Origin of the sequence: Aeromicrobium sp. REDSEA-S32_B7 (assembly GCF_001626145.1) — a bacterium.
In the GTDB taxonomy this organism is placed as follows: domain Bacteria; phylum Actinomycetota; class Actinomycetes; order Propionibacteriales; family Nocardioidaceae; genus Aeromicrobium; species Aeromicrobium erythreum.
In genome coordinates, this window is record NZ_LUNF01000170.1 from 1 (window position 1) to 16,464 (window position 16,464).

Genomic DNA, 16,464 nt, shown 5'->3' on the forward strand with positions numbered 1-16,464 from the left:
GCCCCGAGACACGTCGTGCCTGCTGGACGGCGAGGCCCTCGGGACCGTCGGCGGCGAGCGTGGCGAGCCGGGGCGGGTCGGCGAGCACCTCGGCGAGGAGGAGACGTGAGGGTCGAGGCCGGCCGTGCTCGGCCGCGTCGTCGCGACGCAGCACGCGGCCGAGGCGTCGTAGTCCGGCCGCGTCCATCGCGCCCAGCGGGCCGGTGAGCAGCGACGTGGCCGCCTCGGGGTCGAGCGGCTCGCCCGCGTGCAGGGTCTGCGCGGCGTGCAGCGCGGCGAGCAGGGTGCGCACGGCGGGCTCGACGGCGAGGGGCAGCTCGTCACCCGCGACCTGGACGGGCACGCCCGCGGCGGACAGCGCCCGGTGGAGCCGGTCGAGGTGGGCCGAGGAGCGGACGAGCACCGCCATGCGGTCCCAGGGGACGGGTCGGTCGGCCACCAGGTGGGCTTCGCGCAGCAGGAGCGCCACGTGCTCGGCCTCGGCGGTGGCGGAGGAGAACGTGCGCACCTCGACGCTGCCCGACCGCTCGGGATCGGTGGCCGGCGAGCGTAGCGCGGCGAGGCGCTCCCCGTCGGGACCCGGGACCGCTCCGCGGTTCTCGACGACCGAGCGGACCGCCGCCGCGATGGCGGCGCCGTAGCGGTTGGTGCGGGCGAGGGTGAGCACGGCGGGCTCGCCGAGCGGCGTGGCGAACTGCTCGGTGAAGCGCAGGATGCCGGTGACGTCGGCGCCGCGGAACCCGTAGATGGACTGGTAGGGGTCGCCGACCACGACGAGGTCGCGACCGTCGCCGGCCAGGGCCTGCAGCAGCGCGACCTGCAGCGGGTCGGTGTCCTGGAACTCGTCGACGACGACGAGCCGGAGCCGGTCGCGCCAGCGGCGCCGGCACTCGGGGTCGTCCAGGAGCGTGACCGCCTGGAACACGAGGTCGGTGTGGTCGATCGTGTTGGTGAACGCGGCCACGGAGGTGACGTCGTCGAAGAAGCGGGCGGCGGCCTGCCAGTCGGCGCGACCGGTCTGCTGGCCGACGGCGAGGAGGTCGACGCTGTCGAGACCTTGCGCGCGGGCGGCACCCAGCAGACGCTGCAGCTCCGCCGTCAGGCCGCGCGTGCGCAGCGCGGGCCGCAGCGCCTCGGGCCACTCCTGCGGGTCGGTGCCGGCGAGGAGGTCGGCGAGCACCGCGTCCTGCTCGGGCGCGCTCAGCAACGAGACGGGGCTGCGGAAGTCGGTGGTGCCCTGCTCGGCGCGCACGAGCGCGTAGCAGAAGGAGTGGAAGGTCATGGCCGGCGTGGTGGCCACCGTGCGACCCAGCCGTCGGGCGATGCGCGCCCTGACCTCCTGCGCCGCGGCCCGGCTGAACGTGAGGACGAGGACCTCGTCGGCCGCGACCGCGCCGGACTCCACGCGCTGCGCCACCAGCTCCACCAGCGTCGTCGTCTTGCCGGTGCCCGGCCCCGCCAGCACCTGGAGCGGCCCGCCGACGGTGGCGACGTGGTCGAGCACGGCCTGCTGGCTCGGGTCGAGCACCACCCGCCGCGCCGCCGTCGCGGGCTCGGGAGGCTGGATGCGGTACTCGACGGTCACGTGACCATCCCAGCAGAGGCCACCGACAGGCTCAGGACGCCCCCGCCTCGCCCCACAGCGCCTCGGCGACGTGCACCCGACCGTTGCGCACCGGCGTGCCCTCCTGCGCCCACCGCTGCTGCGCCTCCATCATCAGCGGCGCCGGCAGCGTCCCGTCGGCGCGCGGCACCCGCCACCAGCACACGGCGTGCCCGTACAGCGACATGATGCGCCCGACGTAGCGCGGGCCGTACCCGCCGGCGACCACCTCCGCCACCCGCCCGTACGGCAGCACCCGTCCGGCCGGGATCCGCTCCACCAGCCGCAGCACCTGCTCGACGTACGCCTCGTCCACCCCTCGATGATGCCTGGCGACTGCGTCGGCGCGGCTCCTCGGTCGGGTGGGTGCGGTGGTGCGGCTCATCGTCGACCTGCGGCTGCAGTGGTGCGGCTTCTCGCTCGGTGGGGCTGCGTCGGCGCGGCTTCTCGTCGACCTGCGGCTGCGCTGGCGCAGCTTCTCGTCGACCTGCGGCTGCGCTGGCGCGGCTTCGACTCGTCCTGCGCTCCGAAAGGGCCTCGACCGGACGGCTGGCGACGGCGCTGGTCCGGGGTCCCGGGCTGTGGGTTCGTCTCGAGGGTCGAGCGGTGGGTCTGCCACCGAATCGGCGTCGGCGGTGGATCTGCCACCTTCTCAGCGCTGTACAGGTGGAGAATCCACCGCCGACGGGGCTAGACGTGGCAGAACTTCTCCCTTCTCGTGGACCGGTCCAGGAGAAGGAAGAAGCGCTGCCCACCCCACCCCCAAGGGCACCCACGCTTCTTCCTTCACGCGTTCGAGGTCCAACGCTTCTGCGTTGGTGACGGGATCCCGTAGCCAACGCAGAAGCCTCGGAGTCCCAAGCACGGACGCAGATTCCTGCGTCCCACGCGGGCCACGGCCCGAGACCCCAGACCAGCGCCGCCGCCAACCGCCCGGTCGAGGCCCTTGCGGAGACCACCCCCAGCGCAAGCCGAGGCAGCGCACCACCACGACGAGACCCCCGCAGGCAGCGCAGCAGCACGACGAGACCCCCGCAGGCAGCGCACCAGCAAGGTCACGACCCCGCAGGCAACGCACCAGCACCACCGACCCCCGACGCACCGCAGCCCCGACCTCGGCGAGGTCGGGGCTGCGGCGGGCGCGCTGCGTCAGAGGGTGGTGCCGGCGGAGCGGAGGTTCTGGCAGGCCTCGACGACGCGGGCGGACATGCCGGCCTCGGCGGCCTTGCCCCAGGCGCGGGGGTCGTAGGCCTTCTTGTTGCCGACCTCGCCGTCGACCTTGAGCACGCCGTCGTAGTTGCGGAGCATGTGGTCGACGACGGGGCGCGTGAACGCGTACTGGGTGTCGGTGTCGACGTTCATCTTGACGACGCCGTAGTCGACGGCGGCGGAGATCTCCTCGGGCAGGGAGCCGGAGCCGCCGTGGAAGACGAAGTCGAACGCGTCCTCCTTGCCGTACTTGGCGGCGACGGCCTCCTGCGCGGCCTTCAGCACCTCGGGGCGCAGCTTGACGTTGCCCGGCTTGTACACGCCGTGCACGTTGCCGAACGTGAGCGCGGTCAGGTAGCGGCCCTTCTCGCCCAGACCGAGCGCCTCGACCGTGGCCAGTGCGTCCTCGGGGGTCGTGTAGAGGTGCTCGCCCATGCCGCCCTCGACGCCGTCCTCCTCGCCGCCGACGACGCCGATCTCGACCTCGAGGATGATGTGCGCGGCGGCGGCCTTCGCGAGCAGCTCCTGCGCGATGACGAGGTTCTCCTCGAGCGGCACGGCCGAGCCGTCCCACATGTGCGACTGGAAGTACGGCAGGCCGCCTCCCTTGACGCGCTCGGTGGAGGCCTCGATGAGCGGGCGGACGAAGCCGTCGAGCTTGTCCTTCGGGCAGTGGTCGGTGTGCAGGGCGACGTTGATCGGGTACTTCTTGGCGACCTCGTGCGCGAACGCGGCGAACCCGAGCGAGCCGGACACCATGTTCTTGACGGTGGGGCCCGAGAAGTAGTCGGCGCCGCCGGTGGAGACCTGGATGATGCCGTCGGACTCGGCCTCGGCGAAGCCGGCGAGGGCGGCGTTGAGCGTCTGCGACGACGACACGTTGATGGCCGGGAAGGCGAACGACTCGCTCTTGGCCTTGTCGAGCATCGCGGCGTAGGTCTCGGGGGTGGCGACGGGCATGGAGTCTCCTTGCAGGGCGGCCGGACGGCGGTGCGCCCAGCCTACTGGTCGAGCTGCTTCACGAGCGCACGGGCGAGGACCTGCACCTGGCTCCACACCGACGAGAACGGCGGCGCGTACGACAGGTCGGTCATCACCAGCTCGTCGACGGTCATCCCCGACCACAGGGCCATGGCGGCGGTGTCGATGCGCACCGCTCCCCCGCGACCGACGAGCTGCACGCCGAGCAGCCGACGGGTGCCGCGCTCGGCGAGGCCCCAGAGGGTCATCGGCTCCGCGCCGGGGTAGTAGCCGGCGACGGTCGTCGTCTCGACGTCGGCACTCACCGTGTCGAGCCCGGCGTCGTCGGCCTGCGCGCGACCGAGGCCGGCGCGGGCGATCTCGAGGTCGCAGAACTTCGTGATCGCGGTCTGCACGACGCCCGGGAAGACCCGCCCCGACCACGCGGCGCCGAGCGACGCCGCGACCGACTCGCCCGCGACCATGCCCTGCTTGTTCGCGTGCGTGCCGAGCGGCAGGTGGATCCGGGTCGACGTGAGCCGGTCGTGGGTGACGACGCAGTCGCCCGCCGACCACACGTCGGCGACGAGCGAGCCGTCGGGCGCGAGCACCCGCTGCTGGTCGTCGGTGACGATGCCGTCCTTCACGCCGAGGTCGGCGACGTCGGCGAGCAGCTCGCTGCGGGGCACGACGCCGAAGGCCGCCACCACCAGGTCGGCCGGGAACGTGTCCTCGTCGGTGCGGACGGCGGTCACGGCACCGTCGTCGCCGACGTCGAAGCCGGTGACCGCGGCCTCGGTGACCATGTGCGCACCCTTCTCGCGCATGGCGTCGGCGATGACCTCGCCGATCTCGTCCTCGACGATGGGCAGCGGCGTCGACTCGCGCTCGACGACCGTCACGTCGAGTCCGCGTGCCAGGCAGGCCTCGGCCATCTCGATGCCGATGTAGCCGCTGCCGACGACGACGGCGCGTCGGGCGCCGGCGTGGATGCGGTCGATGACCTGCTGGCCGTCGACGAGGTCCTTGACGCTCATGACGCCGGGCGCGTGGACGCCGGGCAGGTCCGGCCGTATCGAACCGGCCCCCGTGGCGACGACGAGCCGGTCGTAGCCGAGCGTGTGCTCCCCCGCCAGGTCGCGGTAGCGCACCTCGTGGGCGTCGACGGCGACGGCGAGCACCTCGCTGCCGAGGCGCACGTCGATGCCCCGCTCGCGGTGCTCCTCGGGCGAGCGGGCCACGAGGCCGTCCGGGCCGTCGATCTCGCCGGCGACCCAGTACGGCACGCCGCACGCGGAGTAGGAGGTGTGGTGGCCGCGCTCGAGGACCACGACCTCCACGTCGGGGAGGAGGCGGTGGACGGCCGACGCGCTGGTCATCCCGGCCGCGTCACCCCCGACGACGACGACGCGACTCATGGCTCGAGCCTAAGGTCGCTCGTCGGGGTCCGCAGTCTCGAACGCCTTCTCGAACCAGTGGCGGGCGTGCGGGTTGTCGTTGTAGCGCTCGACCTCCGCGTACCCGGCGGAGCGGTACAGCGCGAGCGCGGCGACGAGCTGGTCGTTGGTGTCGAGCCGCACCCGCTGGTAGCCGAGGCCGCGGGCATGCTCCTCGAGGGCGGCCAGCAGGCGACGACCCAGGCCGGTGCCGCGCGCCCGCGCGTCGACCCACATGCGCTTCACCTCGGCCGACCCATCGCCGAGGTCGCGCAGCGCCCCGCAGCCGAGCACCTCGCCGTCGAGCGCCCCGCCTCCGGCCGTGGCGAGCAGGAAGACGCCCGTCGGCGCGCGGTAGGGGTCGAGGTCGTCGGGCCCCGGCGCGTAGCCGTCCGCGAGGGTGGCGTCGACCTCGCCCAGGTACGACGTGAGCGCGGCGTGGGCGCGCGGGTCGTCGGGGTCGACGGCGTCGAGACGGACGGACGGGACGGTGGGGGCGGTCACGGCGACTCCTCGGCGTGCTGTCGGATCCAGGCGTGCATGGCGATGGCGGCGGCCGCTCCGGCGTTGATGGAGCGGGTCGAGCCGAACTGGGCGATGGAGAGGGTGGTGGCGCAGGCCTCGCGGGCAGCGTCGCTCAGCCCGGGGCCCTCCTGGCCGAAGAGCAGGACGCAGGCGCGCGGCAGCGAGGTCGTCTCGAGCGGCACCGCACCGGGCAGGTTGTCGACGCCGAGCAGCGGCAGACCACGCGTCGCCGCCCAGGCGGCGAGGGCGGCGGCGTCGGCGTGGTGCTCGACGTGGAGGTAGCGGTCGGTGACCATCGCGCCCCGGCGGTTCCACCGACGCCGGCCGACGACGTGGACGGCCGCGACGTTGAACGCGTTCGCGGTGCGCACGACGGAGCCGATGTTGAAGTCGTGCTGCCAGTTCTCGACGGCCACGTGCAGCGGGTGACGTCGGGTGTCGAGGTCGGCGACGATCGCATCGACCGTCCAGTAGCGGTAGCGGTCGACGACGTTGCGGCGGTCGCCGTCGGCGAGCAGTGCGGGGTCGAGGCGGGGGTCGTCGGGGACGGGGCCGACCCAGGGGCCGACGCCGACCTCGTCGGTGCGCTCGTGCTGCTCGCTCACGCGCCGTACTGGTCGCGGTACGCCCGGGCCGCCTGCAGGTGCTCGGCGTGCCGGCCGGACTCCTCGAGGTACTCGATGACGTGGTCGAAGGTCACGATCGCCTCGACCGGGACGCCGAGGTCGCGGCGCACCTCGTCGACCGCCGACAGCTCGCCCGTGCCGCGCTCCTGACGGTCGACGGCGACGACGATGCCGGCCAGCTCGGCGCCGGCGTCCTCCACGATCGGCACGACCTCGCGGATCGCCTTGCCCGAGGTGATGACGTCGTCGACGAGCAGCACCCGGCCGCGCAGCGGGGCGCCGACCACGACACCGCCCTCGCCATGGTCCTTCGCCTCCTTGCGGTTGAAGCTCCAGGGGACGTCGCGGTCGTGCGCCTCGGCGAGCTGCACGGCGGTGGCCGCCGCGATCGGGATGCCCTTGTACGCAGGGCCGAGCAGGACGTCGAAGGCGGGGGCGCGCTCGGTGATCGCCGCGGCGTAGAAGCGGCCGAGACCGGCGAGCCGGGCGCCGGTGTCGAAGCCGCCCGCGTTGAAGAAGTAGGGCGACGTGCGGCCGGACTTCAGCGTGAACGAGCCGAAGCGCAGGACGTCGTGACCGATCGCGAACTCGACGAACGCGCGCTGGTAGTCGTGCATCGGGGCAGGGGCTCCTAGGCGCTGGGGAGTGGGATCTTTCGCTCCGGGTCCGACTTGTCGACGATGCGGACGAGGTCGCCGACCACGACGTTGCGGTTGTCGGTGTGGAACAGCTCCGAGCAGGTGAGCATGGTGAGGACGCTCTTGGTGGGCGGCTCGCCGCGCAACGCAGGGTCGGGCACCTGCTGCAGCGGCCAGCCCTCGGTGAAGTCGACCGTGATCGAGTCGCCCGCGTTGCGCAGGACGTAGGTGAAGACGGCCGTGCGCGTCTCGACGTACACCTTGTCGCCCTTGCGCAGCTTGAGGAAGTCGCGGAACGGCTCGCCGTGCGTGACCCGGTGGCCGGCGATCGCGAAGTTGCCGAGCTCGCCCGGCAGGTCGCCCTTGGGGTAGAAGCCGACGCCCTTGGCGAGCGAGCCGGGGTCGAAGCCCTTGACGATGGGGACCTCGTAGTCCTTGCCGAAGCGGGGCACGCGCAGCAGACCGATGTTCTTGCCGTCGGTGCCGTTCTTCCAGTCCTCGGAGATCGCCTCGCGCACCTGGGCCTGCTGCTGCTTGGAGACGATGTTGGTGCCCCAGTACTGCCAGGCGACGTAGCCGAGCACGCTCAGCCCGGCGAGCACGAGGACGAGGCCGATCGCCCCGACGACCGAGAACCGGCGCCGCGGACCCCGACGTCCACCGCCAGGGGCGGAGTGGGACGCGGCCGCGGAGCTCATGTCGGAGATTGTGTCATCCCCGTCCTGAGCTCCCGCCCGATCGTCGATGTGACCCACATCTCAGCCTGCGTCCGGAGATTTCTGGCCGTTCCGGTGGAGACGCTCCGGACGCGTGCCTATAGTGAAGTCGCTGCCCCGCCGTTTCACCCCCCGAGAACGGCGGGGCAGCTTCATGCTCAGGCCATGACGCCGAGCGGACGCTGCACGAGCCCCGGGAACACGCCGGAGACGTCGACCTCCGGGAAGCGCGAGCGCAGCACCTCGGCCACGACGTCGCGGTAGTCGGTGGTGACGGCGAGGTCGCCGTCGACCTGCTGCTCCGTGCCGAGACCCGGCCACCGGGCGTGCACCCGACCGCCCTTGACGCCCGCGCCCATGAGCAGGACGCAGCTGCCGTACCCGTGGTCGACGCCGTTGGCGCCGTTCTCGCGCAGCCGACGTCCGAACTCGCTCATCGTCACGAGCGTGACGCGGTCGGCCGCCGGACCGAGGTCGGTGAAGAACGCGGCGAGGTTCGTGGCGAGCTCCTCGATGCGGGAGGCCACGTTCCAGCGCAGGCCGATGTGGTGGTCCCACCCGCCGGCGTCGATGGCGATGGCGCGCACGCCGAGGCCCGACGTGACGAGGCCGGCGGCGTGCGCCATGGCGCGGCCCGTGTCGCCGGAGGCGTAGCGCGCACCGTTGGCGGGCGGTCTGCGGGCGGCGTCGGCGATGCTGCGGGTGCGTCGGGACAGCGCGTACGCGTCGAGGCCGGCGGAGCCGACGACGCCGCCACGGCGGCCGTAGGTCGTCTGCAGGAAGCTGCCCAGCGCGCCACTGAGCCGAGCGTCGTCGGCGAACGGCAGGCCGAGGTCGTCGACCGTCTCGGTGGCGACGGCCGGCGCGGGCGGGCAGCCCGACGGCGTGCACCGCGGCGAGGCTGCCGGCCTGCCACCAGCGCGACACCGGCGCGAACTTCGGGTGCAGGCCGAACGTGGCGTCGGCGTGCAGCAGCTCGGTGGCCTTGAGCGCCGTGGTCGGGCGGGCGGCGTGGTAGGCCGCCTCCGCGTGCGGCACCACCATCGACAGGCCGTCCGCCCCGCCGCGCAGCGACAGCACGACGAGGACGTTCCCGCCCGTGGCGCCGTAGACGGCCGACGTCAGGACGTCGCCGACCATCGACGTGACGACCCCGCCGAGCCCGAGGGCCGCGCCGGAGGCGAGCAGCGAGCGTCGGGTGAGGCCGTAGTCGGCGCACCCGCAGTCGTCGGTGCCGGTCATCGCAGCATCCCCTCCGGGGTGTTGAGCACGGTGCCGCGGATGAGCGTGAGGTGCCAGCCCGACACGTCGGCCACGGTCTTGTAGACCGACCCCGATGCGCGGTTGAGCATGGTCGCGACCGCGGCCTGGGTGGTGGCGTCGGCGGGCCGGCCCACCAGCAGCAGCGACTGGTGGTCGACGATCTCGGCGAGCGTGCGCGGGAAGGCGGTCGGGAGCACCGACGCGGGAGCGGGGAACGCCTGCCCGTCGGCGGAGTTCCAGCGCCCCGCCAGGCTGTAGTGCTGGTTCCAGGCGCCGAGCATGCGCGACGGCGACGCCCACGTCGTGGACCCCTCCGGGTAGCCGTCGGGGCGCGGCCACCCGTAGGGCTCCTGGCCGAGGCGGCCCGCGGCCCACACGAGGTTGGCGGGGAACGCGTCCGTGCCCCGGAAGCGCACCGGCCGGATGCCGAGCGCCCGCACCGACGCCACGACGTCCTCGACCGGCGCCCGCAGCGTGCGGCGCCGGGCCGCGAGGAACTCCGGGTGGGTCCGCAGCGCCTTGAGCGTCGCGCGGACGTCGCTGCGCGAGGAGCGGTAGGCGGCCGTCACGCTGCGCACGAGCGACGGCGACGGGTCGTCGCCGACGAGCCGCACGCACAGCCGGCGTGCCACCCGCTCGGCGGTGGCGGGGTGCAGCGCCAGGTGGTCGAGGTAGGCCGCCAGCGCCGGTCGACCGTCGGCGGCGGCGTTCGCGTGGGTGAAGCCGAGCACGCGCACGCGACCCGTCCAGTGGTCCTCGGGCGCGTACGAGGCCGCGAAGGTGTCGAACACCTTGACCTTGTGACCCGTGAGCAGACGGGCGGAGTCCTTGACGTCGTCCTCGGTGTAGCCCGACGCGCGCCCGACCGTGTACAGCTCGAGGAGCTCGCGGCCGAGGTTCTCGTTGATGCCCCGCTTGGTGTTGAGGTCGTTGTTGAGCCAGCCCGACATGGCCGGGTGCACGACCGCCGCGCGCAGCAGCTGCCGGTAGCTCGTCAGGGCGAGGCCGCGCAGGGTCTGGTCGTAGTGGAAGCGCCACGGGAAGCTGCGGTCGTGGCCGACCGGCACGTACAGCAGGTTCGACCACACGTCGTGCAGCACCTCCTGCAGCTGACGGCGCGTGAGGATCTTCTGCACCATCGAGTACTGCGCGAGGTCGAAGCCGTACTGCCAGGCGCCCGACCGTCCGGACTTGACCTCCGCCCATGCCCTCGCGGGCGTGTGCCCGAGCCGCGGCCACCAGGCGGCGGCGGTGAGCTGCTCGTCGACGCCGAAGGAGAAGCGCGTCACGAGGTGACGGTCGCGCTCGGTCAGCGTGTACGGCCGCACCGACGCCGAGATGCGCGTGGCCATCGTCCCCCTCTCCCGCGGACGTCGAGGACGTCCGGCCCGGACCGGCTCCCCCCGGTCCGCGGGCCGCTCCCTCGACCCACCCACCATCATGGGACCAAAGTCCCAGGCCGTCAGGGAAACGCGTCAAGTGGTGCCGGGCTCGCCGTCCCGCGGACGCGTAGGGTCGCGAGGGATGAGGACGCAGAGCAGCCGGATCGACGGCCTGGGCACCACGATCTTCGCGCGGATGAGCGCGCTCGCCGCTGCGACGGGCGCCGTGAACCTGGGTCAGGGCTTCCCCGACTCCGACGGGCCCGACGTCGTGCGCGAGGCGGCGGTCGAGGCACTGCGCGGCGGCGCGAACCAGTACGCGCCGGGGGTCGGCGTGCCCGTCCTGCGCGAGGCGGTGGCCGAGCACCAGCGCCGCTGGTACGGCCTCGACGTCGATCCCGACACCGAGGTCGTCGTGACGACGGGCGCCACCGAGGCGATCGCGGCCGCGGTGCTGGGCATCGTCGAGCCGGGCGACGAGGTCATCGTCCTCGAGCCGTACTACGACTCCTACGTGGCGGTGCTCCAGATGGCCGGCGCGGTGCGTCGACCCGTGACGCTGCGCGCCCCCGACTTCCGGCTCCCGCTCGACGAGCTGCGCGCCGCGGTGACGCCGCGGACGACGGCGATCCTGCTGAACACGCCGCACAACCCGACCGGCACCGTGCTGACCGCCGACGAGCTCGCGGCCGTCGCGCAGGTGGCCCGCGAGCACGACCTCGTCGTCATCAGCGACGAGGTGTACGAGCACCTGACCTTCGACGTCCCGCACGTGCCGATCGCGACGCTGCCGGGCATGTGGGAGCGGACGCTCACGATCTCCAGCGGCGGCAAGACGTTCTCCTTCACGGGCTGGAAGGTCGGGTGGGCGAGCGGACCGGCGGCCCTCGTCGCGTCGGTGCTCGGCGCCAAGCAGTTCCTGACCTTCACGTCGGGCTCGCCGCTGCAGCCTGCCGTCGCCGCGGCCCTGCGGCTCGACGACGACTACTTCGCGGACTTCCGCGCGGGGATGCGCGAACGTCGCGACCGGCTCTGCGCGGGGTTGGCCGACGTCGGGCTGGGCGTCGTCGTGCCCGACGGCACGTACTTCGCGTCCACCGACATCCGCCCGCTCGGCTTCGAGGACGGCCTCGACTTCTGCCTGCGGCTGCCCGAGCTCGCCGGTGTCGTTGCCGTCCCCCACCAGGTCTTCCACGACCCCGACACCCCGCTCGAGGACAACCCCGGCCGCCCCTACGTGCGGTGGGCGTTCTGCAAGCGTGCCGACGTGATCGACGAGGCCGTGCGTCGGCTCGGGTCGCTGCGCGCCTGACGGTTTACCACGGTCCCGTGGTAAACGTCGTCCTCCCTCGGGAAGCTTGCCTCGGGGGGACGGGGTCTACCACGGGACCGTGGTAAACCGCGCCGGGCGGTCAGCGGTAGCGGGGGGCGCGGCCGCCGGTCTGGACGTCGCGGGCGAGGACGGGGAGGACGCGGGGGGCGACGAGCTCGCTGAGCACGACGATGCTCGTGGAGCGGACGATCGAGCCCGAGGTGCTCATGTGGAGGAGCACGTCCTGCAGGTCGGCGTGCGACGACGCGGCGATCTTGCAGACCACGTCGGCGGTGCCGCTCGTGACGTAGGCCTCGAGCACGTTCGGCAGCGACTCGAGCTCGGCGCGCACGTCGTCGAGGCGGCCCTGCGCGATCTCCAGCGTCGCGAAGGCGAGGACGGTGTGGCCGGCGGCGGCGAGGTCGACGTCGGGGCCGTAGCCCGTGATGACGCCCGACGCCTCCATCTTCGCCAGCCGTGACTGCACCGTCGCACGGGCGACGCCGACGACCCGCGACAGCTCGAGGTCACCGGCGCGCGGGTGATCACGCAGCGCTTCGACGAGGGCGAGGTCGAGAGCATCCACGGCGACTCCTGGGCAGATCGACTAGTTCACTGCCACCCTACTCGGCAGAGGTGGCCGACCTGACCAGGACGAGACGGGCAGGTTGCCAAGACGCGGCCCAGCAGGTGACCTGGGGCACATGACGACGACGCCGACGCACGCCCCGACGACCGACCAGACGACCGCCCTGACCGGCAGCGAGCGGCTCGCCGAGCTCGACCTCGACCAGCTCCGCCAGCTCGTGGGCCTGGTCGAGTACGACGCCTCGCACGACCCGTTCCCCGTCACCGGCTGGGACGCCGTCGTGTGGGCCGTCGGCAACGCCACGCAGGCCGCCGGCTACTACGAGAACGTCTACGGCATGGAGGTCGTCGCCTACTCCGGCCCCGAGACCGGCAACCGCGACCACCACGCCTACGTGCTGCAGGGCGGCGCCGTCCGGTTCGTGCTGTGCGGTGCGGTCGACCCCGACTCGGCGATCGCCGACCACCACCGCGTGCACGGCGACGGCGTCGTCGACATCGCCCTCGAGGTCCCCGACGTCGACCGTTGCGTCGAGCACGCGCGGTCGCAGGGCGCCACGGTGCTCGAGGAGCCGCACGACGTGTCCGACGAGCACGGCATCGTCCGGCGCGCAGCGATCGCCACCTACGGCGACACGCGGCACACGCTCGTCGACCGCAGCCGGTACTCCGGCCCGTACCTCCCCGGCTTCGTGGAGCGCCGTACCAGCGCCTCGGGCCGTGGGCGGCAGGAGGGCACGGCGGGGGTGCCGGGCCGTGGGCGGCAGGACAGCTCCGTGTTCCAGGCGCTCGACCACGTCGTCGGCAACGTCGAGCTGGGTCACATGGACGAGTGGGTCGACTTCTACCACCGCGTCATGGGCTTCACGAACATGGCCGAGTTCATCGGCGACGACATCGCCACCGACTACTCGGCGCTGATGAGCAAGGTCGTGGCGAGCGGCAACCACCGGGTGAAGTTCCCGCTCAACGAGCCGGCGATCGCGAAGAAGAGGTCGCAGATCGACGAGTACCTCGAGTTCTACCGCGGGCCCGGCGCGCAGCACCTCGCGCTCGCCACGGCCGACATCCTGGCCGCCGTCGACGCGCTGCGCGAGCGTGGCGTGGAGTTCCTGGCGACGCCCGACAGCTACTACACCGACCCGGAGCTGCGGGCCCGCATCGGTGAGGTGCGGGTGCCGATCGAGGAGCTGCAGCGTCGCGGCATCCTGGTCGACCGCGACGAGGACGGCTACCTCCTGCAGATCTTCACCAAGCCCGTGGGCGACCGGCCGACCGTGTTCTTCGAGCTGATCGAGCGGCACGGCTCGCTCGGCTTCGGCAAGGGCAACTTCCAGGCGCTGTTCGAGGCGATCGAGCGCGAGCAGGCCAAGCGCGGGAACTTCTGATGGCCCACTACCGGCGTGCCGGGTCGGTGCCGCCGAAGCGGCACACCCAGCACCGCGACCCCGACGGCCGGCTCTACCGCGAGGAGCTGATGGGCGAGGAGGGCTTCAGCTCCGACTCCTCGCTGCTCTACCACGTGGGCGTGCCGTCGGCGGTGCTCGAGGCGCGCCGGTGGGAGCTGCCCGACCAGGCGACGACGCCCAACGAGCCGCTGCTCCCCCGGCACCTGCGTCTGCACGACCTCTTCACCGACGACCCGGCCGGCGCCGCCGGCGGGGGTGCCGGACCGTGGGCGGCGAAGGAATCGAACCCGGTCGAGCACCGACGCCTGGTGCTGGCCAACGGGGACGTGCGGATCTCCTACGTGGTGGCGGGTGCGACGTCGCCGCTGTACCGCAACGCGACGGGCGACGAGATCGTGTTCGTCGAGGCCGGCACGGGCGTGCTGGAGACCGTCTTCGGCCACCTCCCCTACGGCCCCGGTGACTACCTCGTGGTCCCGCGGGCGACGACCCACCGCTACGTCGTGGGGACCACGACCCGTCTCTACTGCATCGAGGCGAACGGCCACGTCGCGCCACCGAAGCGCTACCTGTCGCGCTACGGCCAGCTGCTGGAGCACGCGCCCTACTGCGAGCGCGACCTGCGCGGCCCGGGCGAGCCCGAGGTCCGCCAGGAGACGGAGGTCGAGGTGCTCGTGAAGCACCGCGGCAGCGGGCCCGGAGGCCTCGCGGGCACCGTGCACGTGGTACCGGAGCACCCGTTCGACGTCGTCGGCTGGGACGGGTGCCTGTACCCCTACGCGCTCAGCGTGCACGACTTCGAGCCGATCACGGGCCGCATCCACCAGCCTCCGCCGGTGCACCAGGTCTTCGAGGGGAACAGCTTCGTGGTCTGCAACTTCGTGCCCCGCAAGGTCGACTACCACCCGCTCGCGATCCCCGTGCCGTACTACCACGCGAACGTCGACAGCGACGAGATCATGTTCTACGTCGACGGCGACTACGAGGCACGCAAGGGCTCCGGCATCGGCAAGGGCTCGGTCAGCGTGCACCCGGGTGGGCACTCCCACGGTCCGGTCCCTGCGGCGATCGAGGCGAGCCTCGGCGCGGAGTCCTTCGACGAGCTGGCCGTCATGGTCGACACGTTCCGCCCGCTCGAGCTGGGCGAGGGCGGGCGCGCGGTCGACGACGGCGTCTACCACCGCTCCTGGTCGCGATGACGTCGGCGGCACCGGACTGGGGCACGACGACGCTGCCCTGGTGCTCGTTCAGCGTCGACGACGGCCCGCGCCGGGTCGGGGTCGGCGTGGGACGCTCGGTGCTCGACGCCGGCGCGGCGCTCCCGTGGCTCGCCGACGAGGTGGCCGACGGGACGCTCGACGCGCTGCTGGCGCACGGCCCCGACCGCCGCGACCAGGTGCGTCGGGCGGTCGCCGACCTGGTGGGCACACAGACCGACGACCTTCCGCTCGTGCCAGCGGACGACGTGACGCTGTACCTGCCGTGGACGGTGCGCGACTACGTCGACTTCTACGCCTCCGAGCACCACGCCGCCGCCGTCGGCCGGCTGTTCCGCCCCGGCACCGACCCGCTGCCGGCGGCCTGGAAGCACCTGCCGATCGGCTACCACGGACGTGCGGGCAGCGTCGTCGTCTCGGGCACCGACGTCCGCCGGCCGGGCGGCCAACGTCGCGAGCCCGACGGCGCGGTGACGTTCGGTCCCTCGACACGGCTCGACCTCGAGGCCGAGGTCGGGTTCGTCGTCGGCGGGCCGGCCACCCGTGGCCCGCTCACGCTGGCCGAGGCCGAGGACCGGCTGTTCGGCGTGGTGCTGGTGAACGACTGGTCGGCGCGCGACCTGCAGGCGTGGGAGTACGTGCCGCTCGGGCCGTTCCTCGGCAAGTCGTTCGCGACGTCGGTCTCGGCCTGGGTCGTCCCGATGGAGGCGCTGCGGCACGCCCGGACGGCGCCGCCACCGCGCGACGTCCCGTTGCTGCCCTACCTCGACGACACGTCGGCGCCGGCAGGTGCGCTCGACCTCGCGCTCGAGGTGCGGATCGGCGACGAGGTCGTGTCGCGGCCGCCGTACCGCGCGATGTACTGGACCCCGGCGCAGATGCTCGCGCACTCGTGCGTCAACGGTGCGGCGGTGCGCCCGGGCGACCTGTTCGCGTCGGGCACCGTGAGCGGCCCGGCACGCGGGGAGAGCGGCGCGCTCATCGAGCTCACCGCGAACGGCGCCGAGCCGATCGTGCTGGGCGACGGCTCGACCCGCGCGTTCCTGCACGACGGCGACGAGGTGACCGTCAGCGCGACGGCACCCGGACCGGCCGGCCGGCGGGTGCCGCTCGGCGAGGTGCGCGGACGCGTCGTCGCCGGCTCCTGACACCAACGGCCGGTGCCGCCGCGCGCTGATCCGGCGCACGAGGACGGGAGCCCACGCGGACTCGACTCCACGCCGCCGACTCGACGCGACGACCGACCGCGGCGAGCTCGTGGCCCGGATCGACGCCACCATCGAGCCGGAGGCCGACCTGACCAGGTCGGCCTCCGGCTCGATGGTGGCGTCGATCCGGGCCACGAGCTCGCCGCGGTCGCGGACGACGGACCCGCGTGCGGAGCGCACGCCCTCCGTCGCGGCGAACGCGTCGGCGGCGGCGGAGAGCACCTTGCCGGCCAGCGCCTCGCTGCGTCCGTCGTCGCCGCTGCCCTCCAGCCGGAGTCGCGAGACGGTGGGGCGGGTCAGGTGGGCGAGGATCCAGCGCAGCGCCACGAGCGCGACGACGACCGCGACGGCCGCCGCCCCCCACGCCACGGC

The 16,464-nt window shown here is 73.2% G+C and carries 16 protein-coding genes; 5 read left to right on the forward strand and 11 right to left on the reverse strand.

Annotated features, from left to right (window positions below; translation table 11 throughout):
• The 10 genes from A6Q79_RS11980 to A6Q79_RS12025 form a co-directional block, all read right to left on the reverse strand.
• Positions 1-1,585 (reverse strand): UvrD-helicase domain-containing protein (locus A6Q79_RS11980; protein WP_317698400.1); only part of this gene is annotated, 1,585 nt, incomplete at its 3' end.
• 31 nt (positions 1,586-1,616) lie between these two features.
• Positions 1,617-1,919 (reverse strand): MGMT family protein, encoded by a 303-nt coding sequence (locus tag A6Q79_RS11985; RefSeq protein WP_067855872.1) that lies wholly within the window; start codon positions 1,917-1,919, stop codon positions 1,617-1,619.
• Positions 1,920-2,752: 833 nt separating this feature from the next.
• A complete protein-coding gene (fbaA, locus tag A6Q79_RS11990; protein WP_289017888.1) occupies positions 2,753-3,772 on the reverse strand; it encodes a class II fructose-bisphosphate aldolase in 1,020 nt (339 codons plus the stop codon).
• Between the two features lie 41 nt (positions 3,773-3,813).
• Positions 3,814-5,190 (reverse strand): FAD-dependent oxidoreductase, encoded by a 1,377-nt coding sequence (locus tag A6Q79_RS11995; protein ID WP_286689838.1) that lies wholly within the window; start codon positions 5,188-5,190, stop codon positions 3,814-3,816.
• A gap of 9 nt (positions 5,191-5,199) precedes the next feature.
• Positions 5,200-5,712 carry a GNAT family N-acetyltransferase gene (locus A6Q79_RS12000; protein WP_286689839.1) on the reverse strand — a complete coding sequence of 171 codons (513 nt, stop codon included), beginning with the start codon at positions 5,710-5,712 and terminating at the stop codon, positions 5,200-5,202.
• The gene (locus A6Q79_RS12005; protein ID WP_286689840.1) at positions 5,709-6,338 is read right to left on the reverse strand and encodes a TrmH family RNA methyltransferase; all 630 of its coding nucleotides are present in this window, start codon (positions 6,336-6,338) and stop codon (positions 5,709-5,711) included. The genes A6Q79_RS12000 and A6Q79_RS12005 overlap by 4 nt, the downstream gene beginning before the upstream one ends.
• Positions 6,335-6,976: an orotate phosphoribosyltransferase gene (gene pyrE, locus A6Q79_RS12010; RefSeq protein ID WP_286689841.1), complete on the reverse strand. Its 642-nt coding sequence runs from the start codon at positions 6,974-6,976 to the stop codon at positions 6,335-6,337. The genes A6Q79_RS12005 and pyrE overlap by 4 nt, the downstream gene beginning before the upstream one ends.
• Before the next feature lie 14 nt (positions 6,977-6,990).
• Positions 6,991-7,695, reverse strand: a complete 705-nt coding sequence (locus tag A6Q79_RS12015; protein ID WP_067859855.1) for a class E sortase — start codon at positions 7,693-7,695, stop codon at positions 6,991-6,993.
• 176 nt (positions 7,696-7,871) lie between these two features.
• Positions 7,872-8,540, reverse strand: coding sequence for a DUF1501 domain-containing protein (locus A6Q79_RS12020; protein ID WP_317698416.1), 669 nt, complete (start codon positions 8,538-8,540; stop codon positions 7,872-7,874).
• A gap of 411 nt (positions 8,541-8,951) precedes the next feature.
• A complete protein-coding gene (locus A6Q79_RS12025) occupies positions 8,952-10,328 on the reverse strand; it encodes a DUF1800 domain-containing protein (RefSeq protein ID WP_317698405.1) in 1,377 nt (458 codons plus the stop codon).
• Positions 10,329-10,500: 172 nt separating this feature from the next.
• On the opposite strand from A6Q79_RS12025, the gene A6Q79_RS12030 reads away from it, so the two are divergent.
• On the forward strand, positions 10,501-11,670 hold the full coding sequence (locus tag A6Q79_RS12030; RefSeq protein ID WP_067859863.1) for a pyridoxal phosphate-dependent aminotransferase: 1,170 nt from the start codon (positions 10,501-10,503) through the stop codon (positions 11,668-11,670).
• 100 nt (positions 11,671-11,770) lie between these two features.
• Here A6Q79_RS12030 and A6Q79_RS12035 read toward each other — a convergent pair whose 3' ends face one another.
• Positions 11,771-12,256, reverse strand: coding sequence for an Lrp/AsnC family transcriptional regulator (locus A6Q79_RS12035; RefSeq protein ID WP_236749745.1), 486 nt, complete (start codon positions 12,254-12,256; stop codon positions 11,771-11,773).
• Positions 12,257-12,374: 118 nt separating this feature from the next.
• Here A6Q79_RS12035 and hppD point away from each other — a divergent pair, with 118 nt between their 5' ends.
• The 4 genes from hppD to A6Q79_RS12055 form a co-directional block, all read left to right on the forward strand.
• Entirely contained in the window at positions 12,375-13,646 is a 1,272-nt protein-coding gene (gene hppD, locus A6Q79_RS12040; protein WP_286689844.1) for a 4-hydroxyphenylpyruvate dioxygenase, read from the forward strand.
• Complete coding sequence (locus A6Q79_RS12045) at positions 13,646-14,866, forward strand: homogentisate 1,2-dioxygenase (protein ID WP_286689845.1); 1,221 nt, start codon at positions 13,646-13,648, stop codon at positions 14,864-14,866. Before hppD ends, A6Q79_RS12045 begins: the two co-directional genes overlap by 1 nt.
• On the forward strand, positions 14,863-16,032 hold the full coding sequence (locus tag A6Q79_RS12050) for a fumarylacetoacetate hydrolase family protein (protein ID WP_286689846.1): 1,170 nt from the start codon (positions 14,863-14,865) through the stop codon (positions 16,030-16,032). The genes A6Q79_RS12045 and A6Q79_RS12050 overlap by 4 nt, the downstream gene beginning before the upstream one ends.
• A 109-nt stretch (positions 16,033-16,141) precedes the next feature.
• Positions 16,142-16,464 (forward strand): hypothetical protein (locus A6Q79_RS12055; protein WP_317698414.1); only part of this gene is annotated, 323 nt, incomplete at its 3' end.

Coding starts and splice junctions, on each gene's coding strand:
- A6Q79_RS12030 (WP_067859863.1), top strand. CDS start 10,501: ATGAGGACGCAGAGCAGCCGGATCGACGGCCTGGGCACCACGATCTTC.
- A6Q79_RS12015 (WP_067859855.1), bottom strand. CDS start 7,695: ATGAGCTCCGCGGCCGCGTCCCACTCCGCCCCTGGCGGTGGACGTCGG.
- A6Q79_RS12050 (WP_286689846.1), top strand. CDS start 14,863: ATGACGTCGGCGGCACCGGACTGGGGCACGACGACGCTGCCCTGGTGC.
- A6Q79_RS12045 (WP_286689845.1), top strand. CDS start 13,646: ATGGCCCACTACCGGCGTGCCGGGTCGGTGCCGCCGAAGCGGCACACC.
- A6Q79_RS11995 (WP_286689838.1), bottom strand. CDS start 5,190: ATGAGTCGCGTCGTCGTCGTCGGGGGTGACGCGGCCGGGATGACCAGC.
- hppD (WP_286689844.1), top strand. CDS start 12,375: ATGACGACGACGCCGACGCACGCCCCGACGACCGACCAGACGACCGCC.
- fbaA (WP_289017888.1), bottom strand. CDS start 3,772: ATGCCCGTCGCCACCCCCGAGACCTACGCCGCGATGCTCGACAAGGCC.
- pyrE (WP_286689841.1), bottom strand. CDS start 6,976: ATGCACGACTACCAGCGCGCGTTCGTCGAGTTCGCGATCGGTCACGAC.
- A6Q79_RS12025 (WP_317698405.1), bottom strand. CDS start 10,328: ATGGCCACGCGCATCTCGGCGTCGGTGCGGCCGTACACGCTGACCGAG.